16 protein-coding genes and 1 riboswitch are annotated in these 17,336 nt (G+C 59.5%); of the genes, 11 read left to right on the top strand and 5 right to left on the bottom strand.

Translation table 11 applies throughout. The annotated features are described in order from the left end of the window. Positions 1 to 45: 45 nt before the first annotated feature. The 3 genes from LG294_RS16215 (at position 46) to LG294_RS16205 (ending at position 4,316) form a co-directional block, all read left to right on the top strand. Positions 46 to 1,185 carry an MFS transporter gene (locus LG294_RS16215; protein ID WP_404287545.1) on the top strand — a complete coding sequence of 380 codons (1,140 nt, stop codon included), beginning with the start codon at positions 46 to 48 and terminating at the stop codon, positions 1,183 to 1,185. Between the two features lie 150 nt (positions 1,186 to 1,335). Then, entirely contained in the window at positions 1,336 to 2,781 is a 1,446-nt protein-coding gene (locus LG294_RS16210) for an APC family permease (RefSeq protein ID WP_404287543.1), read from the top strand. Between the two features lie 212 nt (positions 2,782 to 2,993). Further along, positions 2,994 to 4,316: a YjiH family protein gene (locus LG294_RS16205; RefSeq protein ID WP_404287541.1), complete on the top strand. Its 1,323-nt coding sequence runs from the start codon at positions 2,994 to 2,996 to the stop codon at positions 4,314 to 4,316. 1 nt (position 4,317) lies between these two features. On the opposite strand, the gene LG294_RS16200 is transcribed toward LG294_RS16205, so the two are convergent. Together LG294_RS16200 and chrA are read right to left on the bottom strand one after the other, a co-directional pair. Further along, positions 4,318 to 5,142 (bottom strand): hydrolase, encoded by an 825-nt coding sequence (locus LG294_RS16200; protein WP_404287539.1) that lies wholly within the window; start codon positions 5,140 to 5,142, stop codon positions 4,318 to 4,320. A 67-nt stretch (positions 5,143 to 5,209) separates the two neighbouring features. Beyond that, positions 5,210 to 6,433, bottom strand: coding sequence for a chromate efflux transporter (gene chrA / locus LG294_RS16195; RefSeq protein ID WP_404287537.1), 1,224 nt, complete (start codon positions 6,431 to 6,433; stop codon positions 5,210 to 5,212). 130 nt (positions 6,434 to 6,563) lie between these two features. Between chrA and LG294_RS16190 the strand changes: the two genes are divergently transcribed. From LG294_RS16190 to rraA, 6 genes are all read left to right on the top strand, one after another. After that, entirely contained in the window at positions 6,564 to 7,904 is a 1,341-nt protein-coding gene (locus LG294_RS16190) for an MATE family efflux transporter (RefSeq protein WP_404287535.1), read from the top strand. A 6-nt stretch (positions 7,905 to 7,910) separates the two neighbouring features. After that, positions 7,911 to 8,054, top strand: coding sequence for a hypothetical protein (locus tag LG294_RS16185; protein ID WP_404287533.1), 144 nt, complete (start codon positions 7,911 to 7,913; stop codon positions 8,052 to 8,054). A gap of 77 nt (positions 8,055 to 8,131) precedes the next feature. Then, a complete protein-coding gene (locus LG294_RS16180; RefSeq protein WP_404287531.1) occupies positions 8,132 to 8,710 on the top strand; it encodes a DUF308 domain-containing protein in 579 nt (192 codons plus the stop codon). A gap of 40 nt (positions 8,711 to 8,750) precedes the next feature. Further along, a complete protein-coding gene (locus LG294_RS16175; RefSeq protein WP_404287529.1) occupies positions 8,751 to 9,047 on the top strand; it encodes a hypothetical protein in 297 nt (98 codons plus the stop codon). 196 nt (positions 9,048 to 9,243) lie between these two features. After that, positions 9,244 to 10,641: an amino acid permease gene (locus tag LG294_RS16170; RefSeq protein WP_404291810.1), complete on the top strand. Its 1,398-nt coding sequence runs from the start codon at positions 9,244 to 9,246 to the stop codon at positions 10,639 to 10,641. Positions 10,642 to 10,703: 62 nt separating this feature from the next. Next, on the top strand, positions 10,704 to 11,180 hold the full coding sequence (gene rraA, locus LG294_RS16165; protein ID WP_404287527.1) for a ribonuclease E activity regulator RraA: 477 nt from the start codon (positions 10,704 to 10,706) through the stop codon (positions 11,178 to 11,180). 9 nt (positions 11,181 to 11,189) lie between these two features. On the opposite strand, the gene LG294_RS16160 is transcribed toward rraA, so the two are convergent. After that, a complete protein-coding gene (locus LG294_RS16160) occupies positions 11,190 to 11,516 on the bottom strand; it encodes a hypothetical protein (protein WP_404287525.1) in 327 nt (108 codons plus the stop codon). An 82-nt stretch (positions 11,517 to 11,598) separates the two neighbouring features. Further along, positions 11,599 to 12,147 (bottom strand): CGNR zinc finger domain-containing protein, encoded by a 549-nt coding sequence (locus LG294_RS16155; protein WP_404287523.1) that lies wholly within the window; start codon positions 12,145 to 12,147, stop codon positions 11,599 to 11,601. A gap of 185 nt (positions 12,148 to 12,332) precedes the next feature. Between LG294_RS16155 and LG294_RS16150 the strand changes: the two genes are divergently transcribed. Together LG294_RS16150 and LG294_RS16145 are read left to right on the top strand one after the other, a co-directional pair. Further along, on the top strand, positions 12,333 to 13,271 hold the full coding sequence (locus tag LG294_RS16150) for an EamA family transporter (protein WP_404291808.1): 939 nt from the start codon (positions 12,333 to 12,335) through the stop codon (positions 13,269 to 13,271). A 221-nt stretch (positions 13,272 to 13,492) separates the two neighbouring features. Beyond that, positions 13,493 to 15,025 (top strand): GMC family oxidoreductase, encoded by a 1,533-nt coding sequence (locus tag LG294_RS16145; RefSeq protein ID WP_404287521.1) that lies wholly within the window; start codon positions 13,493 to 13,495, stop codon positions 15,023 to 15,025. A gap of 322 nt (positions 15,026 to 15,347) precedes the next feature. Here LG294_RS16145 and cycA read toward each other — a convergent pair whose 3' ends face one another. Next, positions 15,348 to 16,847 carry a D-serine/D-alanine/glycine transporter gene (gene cycA / locus LG294_RS16140; RefSeq protein WP_404287519.1) on the bottom strand — a complete coding sequence of 500 codons (1,500 nt, stop codon included), beginning with the start codon at positions 16,845 to 16,847 and terminating at the stop codon, positions 15,348 to 15,350. A gap of 352 nt (positions 16,848 to 17,199) precedes the next feature. Then, a riboswitch (glycine riboswitch) is annotated at positions 17,200 to 17,297 on the bottom strand. Positions 17,298 to 17,336 lie beyond the last annotated feature (39 nt).

The raw sequence follows: 17,336 nt of genomic DNA, 5'->3' as shown, positions 1-17,336 counted from the left end.
TTGAGCTTTACCGGGCACGAACCGCATTCGGTTCCCTATCGTGGCATGCTGCTGGCGCTTTTCGCCAGCGGCGTTGCCACCTTCTCCCAGCTTTATTCGGTGCAAGGGCTTCTGCCAAGTATTGCCCAAGAGCTGAACATCAGTTCATCTCAGGCAGCATTGACGGTTTCCGCGGCCACCTTGGGTCTGGCGCTCGCGGTCACTCCCTGGGCCATCATTTCTGACCGCATTGGGAGGAGGCGGGTAATCGCGATTGCGCTGCTCTCCTCGGTGGTCCTAGGCCTGACCAGCTCCATGATGACGGGTTTCGAACCGTTGATCGTGATCCGCTTCCTCGAAGGCATTGCGCTTGCAGGTGTTCCGGGTAGTGCCCTGGCCTACCTTGCCGACGAACTGACCCCTCGAGCGGTCGCCCTGGCCAGCGGTACTTACATATCCGGCACCACCCTTGGCGGGTTGGCCGGGCGCTTGGTGGCCAGCTGGGTGGGGGAACCGGCGGGATGGCGCTGGGGCGTCGCGGCGGTCAGTGTGATGGCGGCCCTGGGTACCCTGTTCTTTCTGCTCAAGGCCCCTGCAGCGCTCGGATTCATCCCGACCGAGCAACGCGGCTTGCGACCCATCCTGGGCAAATTCAAACGGGCGTTCGGCGGACGCATGCCACTGCTGTACCTGCAGGGCTTCTTGCTGATGGGTGGCTTTGTCGCCGTCTATAACTACCTGGCTTTCCGGTTGGAAGCACCGCCGTTTTTGGTCCCAGCTTCCCTGGCTTCCCTAGTATTCATCGCCTACCTATCCGGAACATGGTCTGCCGTGGCTAGCGGGCGCTTGATCGCCAAAATTGGCCGACGTGGGGCATTGCTGCTGAGCACGGTCCTCAGCATGTCTGGCCTGTTGCTGACCTTGTCCGGAACCCTGGTGGTGATCATAGCGGGGATGATTATCTTCACCGCTGGTTTCTTTGCCGCTCATGCGGTGGCCAGTGGTTGGGTTCCGCTGCTTGCACCCGCCACTCGCGCCCAAGCAGCGAGCCTCTACAACCTCTTCTATTATGTGGGTTCTTCGCTGCTTGGATGGCTTATTGGTATTCCTTTCATGCACTTTGGCTGGCCCACGGTGGTTTTGTGCGTGGCGCTATTGCAGGTGGTGGCCGTCATCTTTGCCTTTCCATTGAAACAAAAGAAGTGATCCGTAACATCGAATAACCTTTTATCGTGCTTAATGAACCGTTCACCGTTTAGTATTATCGTGATTTTGTGAGCTGAGGAATACCGGTCTGTGATGGGCCGGACAATAGCTAGTGGACTTAATTTCGAGACACCGAGACGGAAGTACAACATGAGTAGAGATGTCGCCGATTCTTCGGCCTCACCAACCACCCTGGCCAAGACTCTGGGCAACTGGGACGCACTGGCCCTAGGCTTTGGCGCCATGATCGGTTTCGGCTGGGTAGTGCTCACCGGAGGCTGGCTCGATAACGCCGGCACCATGGGCGCCGTGTGCGCAATGCTCGCCGGTGGTGCCATTATGGCCATCGTCGGGTTGACCTATGCCGAGCTCACCGCGGCGATGCCCAAAGCCGGCGGAGAGCACAACTTCATCCTTCGCGCGCTTGGCGCGCGGCCCTCATTCATCGGTTCGTGGGCGATTATCGGTGGTTACGTAACCATCGTTGCCTTCGAAGCGGTGGCCTTCCCACGCACCGTTGAATACATCTTCCCGGGCATGAGCAAGATTCCGCTGTGGACCGTGGCAGGATTCGAAGTGAATCTCACCTGGGCGCTGGTAGGCGTCGCTGCGGGCTTACTCGTGACCTGGATCAATATTCGCGGCGTGAAACAAGCTGGTGTCGTACAGACCTTCACTGTGCTGTTCCTGATGGCCATCGGCCTGCTGATGATCTTCGGTTCGGTCACCGGCGGCTCGGGCGAGAATATGGAACCATTCTTCACTCCGGGCATGAGCGGCTTCTTCGCTGTGCTGGTCGCCGTACCATTCCTGTTCATCGGCTTCGATGTGATCCCGCAGTCGGCCGAAGAAGTGAAGATCCCGGCCAAGCAGATCGGCAAGCTGGTGGTAATCTCCGTGGTGCTTGCAACCCTTTGGTACGTGATGGTGGTCTTGACTACCGCCTCAGCCATGCCCGCCGCCCAGCTGGCCGGTGCAGACATCGCAACCGCAGACGCCTTCGGTGCGCTGTTCAACTCCGAATTCATGGCCAAGGTCCTCATTGCCGGTGGTCTCGCAGGCATTTTGACCTCGTGGAACTCCCTGCTGTTGGGTGCCTCGCGTCTGGTCTACTCCATGGCACGCGGTGGCATGCTCCCTGCCTGGTTTGGCAAGCTGCACCCTAAGTACCAGACCCCAGCGAATGCTTTGATGTTCATTGGCGGGCTGTCCTTGCTGGCGCCGTTCTTCGGTGCAGAGATGCTCGGTTGGCTAGTTGACTCGGGCGCACCAAGCATCATCATCGCCTACTTCCTGGTCTCGGTGACCTTCCTGATCTTGCGTCGCCGGGAGCCGAAGATGGACCGTCCGCTCCGTGTAGCGGGCAAGGGGCGCGGAGGCGAGATCATTGGATACGCTTCGGCGCTGCTGACCGCTGCATTGTTCTTGCTCTACATGCCTGGCATGCCTGCCTCGCTGAGCTGGGAACCGTGGCTGATCTTCGGCGCCTGGTGGTTGCTCGGCGCTTTGTTCTTCGTCAAGGTTCCGGGCGGCATCAAGCCAGGCCCACAGGCCGAGGAAGAAGTTCTGGCACGGGTTTTGGCGCGTAAGCGCTAAGAATCTGCGCAATTCAAGAGGTCCAAGGACTGCCCAGAAAGGGACGGCCCTTGGGCCTTTTGGCGTATTGGTTCGACTCCTGGCTTCAAAGTCTGAGGTTTCGGACAATTGGTGAGTTGCGGGTCACATAGCTAGGTGCGGATCGGGTGTTATTGATACTTGACCCGAGGTAGCTGCGCGCAGCCCTCCTGCCAATGAGAAATAGGTCCGCCATGACATCAGAATCAGTGACAACGCAACCCGCACGGTTCTCCCACGTCACCAAGTTCATCGTCTTCAGCCTCATCGGCATCATCATGTTTTTTGTGCCGATTACGCTCAACGGCACGAGCACGATACCCCTTGATCATCTGGTGACCTTTATCCGCAATTCGCTGGGGCCCGCGGTGCCGTTCTACATCCTGGCGCTGCTGCTGGCGGGAACCATCCTGCCCTTCAGCAACGGCGGCTGGAAAGCTTCGAAGCTGCGGATGGCTTTTGCCTTCGCCAACGTGGTGGGACTCGCGGTGGGCGCGGTGCTGATCTTCGGCGGGGGACCGGGGTGGCTGACCGAGGAGAGCATGGGTCCATTCCTGCTCAACAAGCTAGTCATCCCGGTGGGGCTGATCGTTCCCATTGGCGCGATCTTCCTAGCGCTGCTGGTGGGCTACGGACTTATGGAATTCTTGGGCGTGCTCTGCCAGCCAGTGATGCGCCCGCTGTGGCGCACCCCCGGACGCTCCGCGGTGGACGCGGTTGCCTCCTTCGTGGGCAGCTACTCGCTGGGCTTGCTGATCACTGACAGGATGTACCGCGGCGGGCGCTATACCGGGCGCGAAGCAGCCATTATTGCCACCGGCTTCTCCACGGTCTCCGCAAGCTTCATGATCATCGTGGCCAAGGCGCTGGACCTGATGGAGCACTGGAGCCTGTACTTCTGGCTTGCCCTGGCGGTCACCTTCGCCGTCACCGCGATCACCGTGCGCATCCCGCCGCTGAGCAGAATCAAGGATGAGACTTATCTGGGCGTCGAGCACCTTGCGGAGCAAAAGATCTCCGGACGGCGGATGGCCACCGCCTGGAAGGAAGCGCTCGCCGCGGTGGGCCGAGCCCCGAGCTTCGGCAAGAATATGCGCGACAACATCTGGGACGGGCTGAAGATGGCCATGGCCATTCTGCCCTCGATTCTCTCCGTCGGGCTCGCCGGGCTGCTGCTGGCCCGCTACACCCCGATTTTTGACTGGCTGGGCTACCTGTTCGTGCCATTCGCCTGGGTGGTCGGCCTGGAAGATCCGCTGCTGGTCGGCAAGGCCTCGGCCACGGGTATTGCCGAGATGTTCCTGCCCGCAACGCTGGCCGCCGGGCATGAGTCGATCGAGCTGCGCATGGTGGTCGCCATCGTGTGCGTCTCGGCGATCATCTTCTTCTCCGCGCTGGTTCCGTGCCTGCTGGCCACCAGCATTCCGCTGCGTCTGCGCGATATGGTCATCATCTGGTTCATCCGCGTCGCGCTGACCATCCTGATCGCGACACCGCTGGTGCGCCTGCTGCTGTAGCTCAGGTCATCGAATCGTTGCTGCCGCTGGCCCAAGCCGCGTAGCGGCCGGCAGAGAACGCAACGATCTCGCCCGCCCGCTCGGGCACGACGCTGGCAAAGTTGTTGTAGAGCCGCTCGAAACTCATGGTGGCCAGCTGGGCAGCTATGCGTCGCACTACGGGCCCGGAGAGCGGGATCCGGTTGGGATAGCTGCGCAGGAAAGTGACATTCCCATCTGCCACGGGAAACACCCCGTCCCCAGCCAGAAGAACCCCCTGCGCCGAGGCCCCCTCTTCCCAGAGAGCCACGGTGCTTCCGGGGAAATGGCCACCGATCTGCTCGAGCCGGATCCCGGGAAATGGTTCGAAAGGTTCGGACCAGAGCTTAATATTCGGGCTGCTGCGTTGAACCCAGTTCTGGTCGGCCGCCGCAACATAGATGGGTGCCTGATTGAAGGCGCTGCTATAGGCGGATTGCACGCCATACATATGCGGGTGGCTGGCTACGATCCCTTGCACTCCGCCGCGCTCGCCGATCGCTTCGAAGGTCCGTTGGTCGAGCAATCCGGGCACCTCGAAGAGCAGGTTTCCGTTTCTTGTCTGCACGAGCAGAGCACTTTGGCCGATTCCGATCTCGGGGGAACTAAAGGAGGTAAGCCCGGGTTCCAGCTCATGGATTTGGATTTCATGCCCTGCATCCAAAAGTTCGGCGCGGTGAGTCCAGCGCTGAATTCCATTCGGTACATACTGGCGTTCGTCGACACAGATGGGGCAGAATTCTGGTGGTTCGGCCGCCGGCTCGAACTCAACGGCGCAGGCAGCACACTGCCAATCGATCAGTTGCATAGATTTACCTCCGGAAAAGGGCGCGGGGGTGTCCCAGCCTAACCGGGTTATCCGTTGCTGCACAGGGTCAGAACAAAACCCACCCAATCACGGCGCTGGAGATCACCAGTATCCATGGCGGAGTTTTCCAGGAGTGCAGAGCCACGAATCCGAGCGCCGCGAGAACCAGAGTAGGGACGGTGGACGCGCCTTGCAGGAACACTGGGGAGTAGAGCGCGGCGGCCAAAAGCCCCACCACTGCAGCATTAACCCCGAGCAATGCCCGCCGCGCCGTACTCGAATGGCGTAGGCGTTGCCAGAACGGAAGCGCGGCCGCGACCAGCAAGGCCGAGGGCACGAAGATCGCAACCAATGCAATTGCCGCTCCGAGCACTCCGCTTGGCCCTGGCTGGAAGACCACTCCTAGATATGCGGCGAAAGTGAACAGGGGTCCCGGCACGGCTTGGGCCGCAGCATATCCGGCGAGGAATGCGTCATGCTCTATGAGTCCAGCGCCCACCGTTTGTGTTTCGAGCATTGGCAGCACTACGTGGCCACCGCCGAAGACCAGCGCGCCGGTGCTGTAGAAGATCTCGATCAGTCGCAGGGCGCCGTGATCGAATACTGCGGCGGCCACCGGCAACCCGATCAGCAGAATTGCAAAGATGGCTAAGCAAGCCAAGGCGCTGCGCCGGGAATGACGGGCGAAGCTAAAATCGGTCCGTTCCGGTCCTTCGGCGCTGTTGCGAAGCCATAGCAGGCCGATCAGTCCCGCGCCGAGGATCACGGCGACTTGGATGACAGGGGAAGGAAATAGCAGCACCAAGGCCATCGCCGCCACCGCTAGAGTTGCGCGCGGCGCGTCAGGAGCGAGGGTCTTTGCCATCCCCAGAACTGCATGCGCTACCACCGCGACGGTAGCGGCTTTGAGCCCGATGATCCACCCATCCCCGATCAGCGAATCGAGGCTGTCCGCCGCCAGAGCGAATAACACCAGCAGGATCGCCGAGGGCAGGGTGAACGCGGCCCACGCGGCGAGCAATCCCAAGGCACCGGAGCGTTGCAAGCCCAATGCCATGCCGACCTGGCTCGAAGCTGGTCCGGGCAAAAACTGGCAGAGGGCTACGACATCCGCGTAGGCGCTTTCGCTTAGCCATTTTCTTTTGACCACGAATTCTTCACGGAAGAATCCCAGGTGGGCGGTGGGACCTCCAAAGGAAGTGAGTCCCAGTTTGAGGAAAGCCGCGAAAACCTCGCCGACCGACCCAGCTGGACGTTGGTCGGCGGGCGCTGCGCTGGGGGATGAGGTCATAGCAGAAGTATTTCATCTCGGGAATGCGACTGCTTAGTTGCAAGGCTAAGCACAGGTAAACGCAGGGTGAAGTCTTTGGTGTCAGCGGGGGAATCGCCGTTGGCCTCAGTCAGTTCGTAGAGTAGGACTTGTGAATGCAGAAAAGTCTCGGACAACCTCCCCAACGCTAGCCAAGCAGATCCTGGTGCTGGCAGTTCCCGCTTTGGGGGCATTGATCGCCGAGCCACTATTTTTGATGGCCGATTCGGCCATCGTGGGACACCTAGGTGTTGCTGAGCTCGCTGGGGCGGCCCTTGGCACCACCGTGCTGCATACCGCGGTGGGCCTGATGATCTTCCTGGCCTACGCGACCACTCCTGCGGTCGCGCGCGCTTTAGGTGCAGGGCAGCAGGCACGCGCCATGGCCGCCGGACGTGACGGTATGTGGTTTGCGGTGGCTTTGGGCATCGTCTTGTCGGTGGCGGGATTCATTTTTGCCAAGCCGCTGGTGAAGCTGATGGGCGGAGAAGGGCAGACCCTCGAATTTGCGGTGGACTACATCCAGTATTCAATGCCCGGGCTCACCGCCATGCTGCTGGTCCTCGCAGCAACCGGTGTGCTGCGCGGAATGCAGGATACCAAAACGCCGCTGGTGGTCGCCACTGCGGGATTCGGCCTGAATATCGTGCTGAACTTTATGTTGGTGTACGGGTTGCATATGTCCGTGGCAGGTGCCGCCTTGGGAACCTCGATCGCTCAATGGCTGATGGCTCTGGTGTATTTATGGATGCTCGTACCGCGTATCCGGAAGGCAAAGATCCACCTGCGTCCAAGCTGGGCGGGTTTCATTTCCACCGGCCAGGTTGGTTCATGGCTCATGTTGCGAAACCTGACCATGCGCGTGGCATTGCTGCTGACGGTGGTCGTGGCAACCAACGCAGGAGAGCTGACGCTGGCGGCGCACCAGCTGGTCTTCACCATCTTTTCCTTCCTGGCCTTTGCTCTGGATGCCTTGGCCATTGCGGCCCAAGCGCTCATTGGCAAGGAACTCGGCGCAGGGGACGCATCCCAGGTTCGCCAGCTCACCGGGATCATGAGCCGGTGGGGGATTTACTTTGGAATATTCACCGGGCTGTTGCTGCTTGCCACCTCATGGGTGTTCCCGATGATGTTTACTCCGGACACCGAGGTTCACCGTCTGACCACCATCGGGTTGTGGATCTTGGCGCTCTCCCAGCCCTTGTGCGGGTTGGTATTTGTCCTGGATGGCGTGTTGATTGGCGCCGGGGATGCGAAGTATCTGGGCATTGCAGGAACCATCAACCTGCTCGCCTATCTGCCCATGTTGTGGGCGGTGCAGCACTTCGCTGTTGGACCGCAGGCGGCGATCTTGTGGATCTGGGTGGTCTTCGCCATCGGCTACATGCTGGCGCGTGCCATCACCCTGGGGCTGCGAGCCCGCGGCGACGCGTGGATGCGCCTAGGGCAGTGAGCATCGTTGCCTCACAGCGCGGCGAACGTCAGCCGGACCGCGAGCCGTGCCATCGAATTGCTGGACAAGGACGTAGATGTTGCCATGCAGCTGATGGGCGTGGCAATGGTTGCCGAGCCTAATGACAGCCTGTTCCGCCGCCGTGGTTAGCCCGCGGACGCACCTGCTAAATGTGACTTAGCTTTGACTCGGCTGAATCTTTGTTCTATCGCCGGTAGAATGGGGGTGTGCCAGCACCAAAAACCACCCCAGCCCAAGCCCAAGACGTCTTCCGCCCAGTATTCCTGCGCGGACTCGGCGCCTTGGTCTACTCGCTCATCTCGATATTCTGGATCAACGCGGATCAGACCGTGCTGTCCTACGCGACCGGCGCGCTGCTGGTGGTGACCGGTGTCTTCATGTGGCAGTACGTCACCGTGCCGTCCGCTCCGGAGAAGTCCCGCGGGGCCTACGCGCTAGGTGCTGGACTAATGCTGCTGGCAGGCATCGCTAGCGTGTTCGCCACCACCCCCATGTGGGTTGCCTATCTTGCGGCCTTCGCGTTTTTCGTCACCGGCGTGGTCGAACTCTACGTATTTGTGAAACTCCGTGCGCAGTTCCCGCCGTTCCGCAACCAACTGATCACCGCCGCGGTTTCGATGATACTGGCCATTGCCCTGCTCTTCGGCACGTCGCTGGATGCTCACGGCATGTTTGGCCTCATCGGCGGCGGCACCATAATCTTCGCGGTCTTTGAACTGATCGCCGCGTTCGGCCATCGCCACGACGCTAAGGCGCTGGCGGAGACCGAAATCGAAAACAACTAATACTTTTAGGTCAACGGGAAAAGTAGAAACGGAGTTCCTGGTGGGAAACAACTCGCAGAAGAAGCAACCGTGGAGCCAGTCAATTAAAGGCCCACTGAGCTTCTCACTGTTGCTGGCTATCGTAGCCGGAGTGGTCGGCATGATCTCCTCGACCGGAGGCTCGCAAAACCCAATTCGTTTTGACATTGGGCTGGTCTGCTTCGGGGTGGCCTTCGTCGCCAGCTTACTGATCATTTCGGTGCTCACCATGGCAGGCAAGGAAAACGACTCTGAGCTGGGCAAGGGAACTGGTGTGAACCGGTCCTCGGCCAAACCGAACAATAAGTTCGAAGACTAGAATCCCGCGTCGACAACGCGCTGGGTCCACCTTCACGGCGGACCCAGCGCGTTGTCGTTAGCTTGGCGGCCAACGCACCGCACCGAAAAAGAACGCCATTTTCAAGGATTGACACGTGAACAACACGAAACAGACGTCGAGAAGCAGCCACACCCCACTGGGCGAGCAGCTGATTCGACGTAAATCAATCCACTCCATGACGACCGAGGCGGCAGACAACGCCGGTCTGGGGCAGCTCAAGCGCAGCTTCGGGGTGCTGCAGCTGACCATGATCTCAGTAGGTGCGACGCTGGGTACCGGCATCCTGGTGATCCTTGGCGATTCGGTGCCTGTGGCAGGTCCGGCCATCTGGATCGCGTTCGTGCTCGCTGGCGTCACCGCGCTTCTCTCGGCGGTCTCTTACGCTGAAATGGCCGGAATGGTCCCGGTGTCCGGTTCCAGTTATTCCTATTCCTACGCCACCATGGGAGAAGGAGTGGCCTGGATCTGCGGTTGGTGCCTGATCCTTGAATACGCGGTCTCCGCAGCTGCGGTGGCCGTAGGCGCTGGCGCATATGTGAACCAGACGCTGGAGATCTTCGGCCTGAACCTTCCAGCGTCTCTGGCCAGTGGTCCGGTAGACGGCGGCGTCATCAACCTGCCGGCACTCATCACGGTGATCCTAGCTACCCTGCTCTTGGCCCGAGGTGCCCGCGAATCGGCCCTGGCGAACACCGCAATGGTGATGGTCAAGATCGCCATCCTGGTGTTCTTCTCCATCGTCGCATTCACCGCCTTTGACGCGGGGAACTTCGCCCCGCTGCTTCCGATGGGTGCAGCCGGAGTGAGCGCCGCCGCTTCGATGGTGTTCTTCTCCTACATCGGCTTTGACGCCGCGTCTACCGCCGGTGAAGAAGCGAAGAACCCGCAACGCGATATGCCGCGCTCAATAATCATCTCCATGGTTTTGGTGACCACCGTGTACGTGTTGGTGGCAGTGGCCGCGGTAGGCGCACGTAACTGGCAGTGGTTTGAAAGTGCCCAAGCGGCCCTGGTGATGATCGTTTCCGAGGTGACCGGGCAACGCTGGCTGGTGCTGCTCTTCGCTCTGGCCTCGGTGATCGCCATCATCTCGGTGGTGCTAACCACCCTCTACGGCCAGACACGCATCCTGCTGACCATGGGACGCGACGGACTGGTGCCGAAGGCTTTTGCCAAGGTCTCCCCAAGGACCCACACCCCGGTCATCGGTACGCTCATCGTCGGTAGCGCCGTGGCGATTACCGCCTCGCTGATCCCCTTGGGCGAACTGGCCGAGGCCACGAGCATCGGAACACTCTTCGCCTTCGCTCTGGTGGGGGTAGCGGTCATCTTCCTGCGCCGGACCCAACCAGATGCACCACGTACCTTCAAGGTGCCCTTCTACCCGCTGACCCCGATCCTCGGAATCGCCGCGTGCTTGTTCCTGATGTTCAACCTCGGCACGAATACCTGGGCAGTCTTTGGCATCTGGATGGTTGTCGGATTTATCGTGTATCTCAGCTACGGACGCAAGCATTCTCGCTTGGGTGCGCTGCACACCGATTCATATCGCGAGACACTAAAGTCGAAATAATTCTGCTCCGAGTTAGGCTGTGAGTTGAACAACTCTCAAGACCTCACAGCCCAGGAGCAGCCATGCAGCAAGAAGCGATCAGCACAGCGGATCTCTACGACGAATTCGAAGAGCAGATCCAGTCGATTTCACTGCAGTTCCAATCATTCGGCGCGCGCGAAAGCTTCTCGGGACCTGCAAAAACAATCAAGTGTTTTGAAGACAATGTACTGATTAAGTCTGTCTTGAACACCCCGGGTGAAGGCCAGGTGCTGGTGGTAGATGGCGGCGGATCGCTGCGTTTTGCACTTATGGGAGACATGATCGCCCAAGCCGCGGTGGACAACGGCTGGGCCGGAGTCATCATCAACGGTGCGGTGCGGGACCGCGTTGAGCTGGCAAAGATGGATCTTGGCATCAAGGCGTTGGGGAGCAACCCACGCAAGACCGTGAAACGCGGTGGCGGATTCAGTGATCTGAGCATCGAAATTGACGCGGTCACCATCCGCCCCGGCGCCATGGTGTACGCCGACGCGGACGGTGTGCTGGTCGAGCGCTAAGAGCTTGACCTACCCCGCGAGGTGTCTTCCGCCTCCCGTATTTCCTTGACCCCACTCTTCAACGAACTCAGCGGTGCTCAACTCCTCTAGATCCTTGCGAATCTGAACGATCAAGCGTTCGGCTTCTTCAAGGTTGGAGGTTTGCATGCGCAATAGAATTGCATCATTTTTCAAGGAATGAACGACTACCTCGGCGCCGCGCGCTTCAAACTCTGCGTCGCCGAGCGTAGCGGAGGCGATAGCTGCGGCCCACCGGCCGGCTGCCTTCAGCGGGGAATCCTCGCTGGCTTCAAGGCGTGCCTCATATTCTTCGGATGCGTGTGCTTCACCGGTCATGATCTGGCCTTTCGACTGCAACGACAGGATGCTCCTGTTATCCAATCATCTTAGGGTCGAAGCGGTGAATAACGCGACCTATTTAGGATCCAGTTTTCGCTTTTCGCGCCCTGTAGGCACGAACATGCTCACGGTTGGCGCAGTTCCCGGTGTCGCAATATAACTTCGAACGGTTACGCGACAGGTCCAGCAGGGCCGAGCCGCAATCGGTAGAAGCGCAGATGCGTAAGCGTTCCCGCCCGCCGGACCGGATCACCTCGGCCAAAGCCATAGCTGCATCCACCGCCATGCGGTCGTAGAGCGGAGCCCTGGTAGTGGTCGCGTGCAGGTGGTAACCCCATTTTTCGTTCTTGATCAGCTGGGGCTGGGCATTGACATTGCGCAGTATCTGATTGACTTTGAAGACCGCGTCATCCTCATCGGTGGTCCAGATACCTTTGAGCTGGGCGCGTAGCTGGCGGATGGAACGCAGCTCTGACTGGTCTTGGGCATGGAGGCCACTGAAATTTTCGGTGCGCAAGAACTCATCTAGATCCGGCACCGTGGAAAGCAAGTCGATGAAAGAAACCTCGGTATTTAATAGGTTCACAATGGTGCGCAGCGACGCTTCAATATCTGGTGCAAAGGTCATAAATGATTCCCGGGATGTTCGTGGATTGACGCGAGTTCAAGCGAATCCGTATTGTCATGATCATATAATCTTTTGCTCCTGAATCACCTTCGTGTTTAGATACCGCATGTCGTTTAAGAGCATTCGTAGCAAAGGCCTACCAGCACATGTCGCAACCCCAGAAGTCACCAGTTCCTCCGGCATCAATGCTGAGTTCAGCACGTCCCCACGGACAGCTAGCCGGGATCTGGATTGCTTTGGCTTCCTCGGCTGCTTTCGGGCTGTCCGGCTCATTCGCCAAGGGGCTATTCGAGGCCGGCTGGACCCCGGCAGCAGCGGTGGCGGTCCGCATGGCAGGGGCCGCATTGGTGCTCGCAATCCCAGCACTCCTGGCGATGCGTGGGCGCTGGACCTTGCTGCGCACCAACTGGGTCTCGATTCTGCTGTTCGGGTTCTTCGGGGTCGGCGCCTGCCAGCTGTGTTATTTCCTGGCGGTTGAACGCCTCGACGTGGGGGTGGCTCTGCTCCTTGAATATTTGGCGCCGGTGTTGATCGTGCTGGTGCTCTGGATGCGGCACAAGAAGCGTCCCTCGGTCGCGACGATCGGCGGCACCTTGCTTGCCCTCGCCGGCTTGATTGCAGTGCTGGATCTTAGCGGAACCTCTTCTTTGGACCCCATCGGAATTCTGTGGGGGCTGGGGGCCGCAGTCGGCTTGACCGTGTATTTCTTCGTCAGCGCCCGGGTTGATGGTGCTTTGCCGCCGATTATCCTGTCGGCCGGGGGAATGCTGGTCGGGGCTCTCTCGTTGGCGCTGGTGGGTCTGTTCGGCATCCTGCCGATGCGCGCCGAATTTGGCAGTGGGTCCTTCGCTGGAGTGCAAGTTCCGTGGTGGGTTGCCTTGCTGGGTTTGATCTTGATCGCCACGGTATTCTCCTACACCACCGGAGTGATGGCCGCCCGGGCCCTTGGCTCCAAGGTAGCCTCCTTCATTTCCTTGACGGAGGTGCTCTTCGCGGTGATCTGGGCGTGGCTCCTGCTCTCCGAGCTGCCCGGGCCGATCCAACTTTTCGGCGGACTGCTGATCGTGCTGGGCGTGGTGTTGGTGCGCATCGACGAGTTGCGCTCCGCGAGAATCCGCCGCTGAGCCTGGCCAACCGCTCCTCTGACGCTGGCGTGTGAATTATCCACGGATTCCATCACTTGATTTCTGTGAACGGCTCAAACTCTCGCGCTTTGCGCGCATAGACAAGGTCGCTGCACGCAATGCCAAGGACAGCGCCGAGCCCGCGACGCAGACTTGGAGAACACGGCGTGCATGATCCGGGTCACCGTAGATCCGTCTTGCGCAGGGAAAGAGGAGAGATCATGAACGGTAAATCTGTCATTGTAGTTGGAGCGGGTTCTGCAGGATCCGTCGTGGCTCGACGGCTGGTTGACGCTGGCGCCAAGGTGACACTGTTCGAAGCCGGGGGAGAAGACGCCAACCCGGCGATTCACGACCTTTCCCGCATGGGCGAACTGTGGCACAGCCCAGATGACTGGGATTACCACACGGCTCCCATGCAGGGCGCGGCAAACAAGCCAATGCACCTACCGCGCGGCAAGGTGCTCGGCGGATCCCACGCGCTCAACGCGACCATCTGGGTGCGCTGCGCGCCGCAGGATTTTGACGGTTGGGCAAGAGAATGCGGAGAGCAATGGTCTTGGCGCAATGTCCTGCCAATCTATAAGTCCATTGAGAACTACTCCGATGGCCCGAGCGAATTTCATGGCACCGATGGCTTGCTCCCGGTAGTCAACAACTATGAATTGGAACCGATCCAGCAGTCGATTATTGAGGCTGCCGTGCAGTCGGGAGTTAAATTCAATCCTGATTACAACGGGGAAGAGATTGAAGGCGTCTCCAAGGAGCAAGTCAATATCGTTGATGGGCAGCGCATCAATACTTGGAAGGCGTATTTGAAGCCGGTGCGCGAAAAGCTGGAGATCATCACCAACGCCGAGGTGCACTCGGTAATCGTCCAGGACGGTGCCGCCGTTGGTATTCGCTACCAGCAAGACGGCGAACTCAAAGAGCTTCGAGCCGATGAAGTGGTACTGAGTGCAGGGGCGCTCGGTTCTCCGCAGATCCTGCTGCGTTCGGGCATCGGCCCGGGCGAAGAGCTCGAAGCGGTAGGAGTGAAACCGGTTCTGGAATCGCCGCAGGTGGGAAAGAACCTGCATGATCACCTACTCGCACCGGTCATTGCCCAAACCACTACGCGTGATATTGACCCGCCGCGCACCGGAGTCTCAGTCTCGCAGAGCCATATGTTCGCCAAATCGCGGGCAGAGCTGGAAGTACCGGACACCCAGCCGATCTTCTTCTCGGTACCCATGTATTCACCGGGGATGGTAGAAATTGACGGAACGGCGCTGACCCTTCATTCGGGGATCGTCACGCCTGCCAGCCGAGGCACCGTGACTCTGAGTGGGCCGAACCTCGAAGACCCGGTAGTCATTGATCTGAACGCCCTTGACGATCCGCAAGACATGCAGTCCTTCTTGTTCTCCATCAAGCAGTGCCGCGATATTGTGAAGCAGCGGGCGCTGGCCGAGGATTGGGGCGCCGTGGAGGTTTACCCGGGGCCGCAGGTGCAAAGCGATGCGGAGCTTGAAGCATACATTCGTAATAACGTGGTCACCTACCATCATCAGGTGGGTACCTGCCGGATGGGCAGCGATGAAAAGGCGGTAGTCGACCCTCGGCTCAAGCTCAACGGGCTGGTTGGATTGCGGGTGATCGATGCGTCGATCATGCCGAAAATTACTACGGGCAACACCAACGCGCCGGCGATTCTGATCGGGGAGCTCGGCGCGCAGATCCTCATCGAGGATCTGGGGCTCAAAGCGCACTAAAACGTGCCAGCAGGGCTGTCCCAAGCGCGTAATTCGCGGGGCAGTGCGGACAGCCGATAGGCAGTGAGCACAGCTCCTTGACAGGGATTGCGCCATCCGTCCTTCTAGCATGGGGGAATGGCTGCGTGGCCCTGATCCTGAACTGCGGTGAAATGCAGATCCAAGAATGGGGTCACCGCGCCGTAGCAGCACACGGATTTACTGAGCTTGTTCGGCTTTAGTTAAGGGCAAACCGCCAGCCTGAATCCGGATAGCGGCGTAGTCTCGTTGCAGAAATAGAAAGGCACCGAACCCAAGTGGCTTGGGTTCGGTGCCGATCAAATTAATCTACAGGCACTTTCTGAGTTTCGGGTTCTGCGAGCGATTCCATTGTTGCTGGGCCGTGGATGCGGAATGCGCCGGCGTCTTCCTTCTCATTGGCCACCTTTGCGATATGCGCTGCACGAAGTGCGACGTGCCCTGGCTTGCGGCGCACCACGCGGTAACCGATGGCCAGACCGATGAACCACAGCGGGGTGATCAGCAGGGCACTCAACGTATCGCTCTGCGTGGTCAATGCCCACAGAATGAATCCGAAGAAGGCCAAAACCACATATGGCATGAAGGTTCCACCAGGCATCTTGAACTTGCTCTGGGCATGCAGGTGCGGACGGCGCTTTCGGTAAACGAGGTAGCTGACCAGGATGATTGACCAGACAAACATGAAACAGAGAGCCGCCACGGTGGTGACCAGGGTGAAAGCAACCATCACCGAATCGCCGCTGTAGAGCAGCACGACTCCGGCAAGCAGGAACATGCACGAGAACATCAGCGCGTTGCGCGGTACCTTGTTTTCGGACAGCTGGGCAAAGGCCTTTGGCGCGTCGCCCTCCAGGGCCAAACCGCGGATCATGCGGGAGGTCGAGTAAATGCCCGAGTTCGCGCTGGAAGTCGCGCTGGTGAGCACCACGAAGTTGATAATGCCCGCCGCGCCGGCCAGCCCAGCCAAGGCGAACATGCCCACGAAGGGGGATTCTCCGGCGGAGAACAGGCGCCATGGCTGAACTGCCATGAGGATGATGAGCGCACCTACGTAGAAGATCAGAATGCGGATAGGAATGGAGTTGATGGCCTTGGGGAGGGTCTTCTCCGGGTCCTTTGTTTCGGCGGCGGTGGTGCCTACCAGCTCAATTCCCACGAATGCGAATACTGCAATCTGGAAACCTGCAACGAAGCCCATGAAGCCGGTCGGGAACATTCCGCCGTCGGTCCAGAGGTTGTTGAAGGACGCGGTAGCACCGTTGTGCCCGAAGCTGGTGATGACCATGACCAGGCCGACGACAATCAGCGCGCAGATGGCCACGATCTTGATCATGGAGAACCAGAACTCGGTTTCGCCGAAGGCCTTCACCGTGGCCAGATTCAGCACCAGCAACAACGCGATACATGCGAGTGCCGGGATCCATAGCGGGAGGTTGCCCCACCAGTAAGCGACGTAGTGGGCAATGGCCACCACATCCGCGATGCCCGTGACCACCCAGCAGAACCAGTAGGTCCAGCCGGTGAAGAAGGCGGCCCATGGCCCGAGCAGGTCACCAGCGAAATCCGCGAATGTCTTGTAGTTCAAGTTCGAAAGCAGCAGTTCGCCCATGGCACGCATGACGAAGAACAGCATGAAGCCGATAACCATGTAAACGAAGATGACAGATGGTCCGGCAACCGAAATAGTTTTACCTGAACCCATGAACAATCCGGTGCCGATGGCACCGCCGATTGCGATGAGTTGGATATGACGATTTGAGAGCCCGCGTTCGAGTTTGGGCGAAGAGCTAGTATCGCTCATGCTGCTGCCTTCCAGGAGTGGTGAGGTGCTTCGAAGAGGTGCCGTGACGAAACACTTAGGAGTTCGTCACGTTGCGGCAGATCTACGTTCGCACTCGAACCGTCAGACTCCGGGACAAGCTTCTCTGCGCCGTTACGTAGCGGGCGAAGTCCAGCTAGGGACCGCCCGAAGCGAACGTGGAGATAGTTTGCCAAAGGGAGAACTTTCGAATCGGGTGCGCACGGTGCGGCACGGTTCTTAGTTCCTCCCCAATCTGTTTGAAGACCTGAGAGTTTTCGCCTCGACCCGGTGAGGGGTCAAAGGGTTGCTCCGTCGGTGAGCATGGATATTCCATGCTGCTTTCCAGATTCGCCTCGTCGTGGCGGTACGGGTGCCTGAGAGTTTCCCGGGGAGGAATTGCTCCTACGGCGCCCGCCCTTGGCTTGGACGGGACTCTCCCGCCACGCGTCAACGGCGCATTGCTTGTGATTGCTGTCACAGTATGCCCAG

It is taken from the genome of Glutamicibacter arilaitensis, from assembly GCF_044793945.1.
In the GTDB taxonomy this organism is placed as follows: Bacteria; Actinomycetota; Actinomycetes; order Actinomycetales; family Micrococcaceae; genus Glutamicibacter; species Glutamicibacter arilaitensis_B.
Note: the sequence above shows the minus strand (reverse complement) of the source record. Positions and strands in the feature narration are given on the sequence as shown.